Below are 1,503 nucleotides of genomic sequence, written 5' to 3'. Positions count from 1 at the left end.
CATCAACACCAAAACGGCAGGCTAACGATGACGAAGAACTATATTGCAGGCGATTGGGTCGCGGCCTCGGAGGCTTCCCCCAACATCAACCCCTCCAACACCAACGATGTGGTGGGCGAGTTCGCCCGCGCCTCTGCGGCCGAGGCCGAGGCCGCCATTTCGGCGGCCTACGACGCCTTTCCCGCCTGGTCGCGCTCCTCGATCCAGAGCCGCCACGACATCCTGAAAGCCGTAGGCGACGAGATCCTGGCCCGTAAGGAGGAGCTTGGACGCCTGCTGTCGCGCGAAGAGGGCAAGACGCTCCCCGAGGGTATCGGCGAGGTCACCCGCGCCGGCCAGATCTTCCACTTCTTTGCCGGCGAATGCCTGCGCCTGTCCGGCGACAAGGTGCCGTCCGTGCGTCCCAACGTGGATGTGGAGATCACCCGCGAGCCGGTGGGCGTGGTGGGGCTCATCACCCCCTGGAACTTCCCCATCGCCATTCCGGCTTGGAAGATCGCGCCCGCTCTCGCCTATGGCAACACGGTGGTGTTCAAGCCTGCCGAGCTCGTGCCAGGTTCCGCTCACGCCCTGTCCGAGATCATCATCCGGGCCGGTGTGCCGGCCGGCGTGTTCAACCTGGTGATGGGCCGCGGCTCCGTGGTCGGCGAGGCCATGCTGCAGAGCCCCAAGGTATCGGCCATCTCGTTCACCGGTTCGGTGCCCACCGGCCGTCGTGTGGCCCAGACCTGCATCACGGCCGATCCGATGAAGAAGATCCAGCTGGAGATGGGCGGCAAGAACCCGATGATCGTGCTCGACGACGCCGACCTGAAGGTGGCTGTGGAGTGCGCGGTCAACAGTGCGTTCTTCTCCACGGGGCAGCGCTGCACCGCCTCGTCGCGCCTGATCGTAACGGAGGGCATTCACGACCGGTTCGTAGCCGCCATGCAGGAGCGCATGCAGGGGCTGGTGATCGACGACGCCCTCAAGAGCGGCACGCATATCGGCCCGGTGGTGGACCAGGGACAGCTCGACCAGGATCTGAAATACATCCGCATCGGGCAGGAGGAGGGCGCTAAGCTCGTGGCGGGCGGCGATCTCCTGAAGCGCGATGCGCCCGGCTTCTATCTGGCGCCGGCCCTGTTCACGGAGGTGAACAATCGGATGCGAGTGGCGCAGGAAGAAATCTTCGGGCCTGTGGCGACGGTAATCCGCGCGAAGGACTACGACGAGGCGCTTGAGATTGCCAACGACACGCCGTTCGGTCTGTCGTCGGGCATCTGCACCACGAGCTTGAAATACGCGAGCCACTTCAAGCGCAACGCGGAGGCCGGCATGGTGATGGTGAACCTGCCCACGGCCGGCGTCGACTACCATGTGCCGTTCGGCGGCCGGAAGGGCTCGTCCTACGGTCCGCGCGAGCAGGGCCGCTACGCGCAGGAGTTCTACACCACGGTGAAGACCGCCTACACCTTCGACGGCAACGGCCCCTACGTGCCCAAGACGAAGTCGAGCGAGTAA

General features: G+C 65.2%; 1 protein-coding gene. It reads left to right on the top strand.

Annotation, left to right across the window (positions count from 1 at the left end; translation table 11 throughout):
- Nucleotides 1-27: 27 nt before the first annotated feature.
- Complete coding sequence (locus JKG68_RS32240; RefSeq protein WP_202066499.1) at nucleotides 28-1,503, top strand: aldehyde dehydrogenase family protein; 1,476 nt, start codon at nucleotides 28-30, stop codon at nucleotides 1,501-1,503.

This window comes from Microvirga aerilata, assembly GCF_016743775.1.
GTDB lineage: Bacteria > Pseudomonadota > Alphaproteobacteria > Rhizobiales > Beijerinckiaceae > Microvirga > Microvirga aerilata.
The sequence above is the reverse complement of the archived record's forward strand: the minus strand, read 5'-3'. Positions and strand labels throughout refer to the sequence as shown.

What these genes read in the sequence shown, in the direction of transcription:
- JKG68_RS32240 (WP_202066499.1), top strand. Translation starts at nt 28, where the DNA reads ATGACGAAGAACTATATTGCAGGCGATTGGGTCGCGGCCTCGGAGGCT.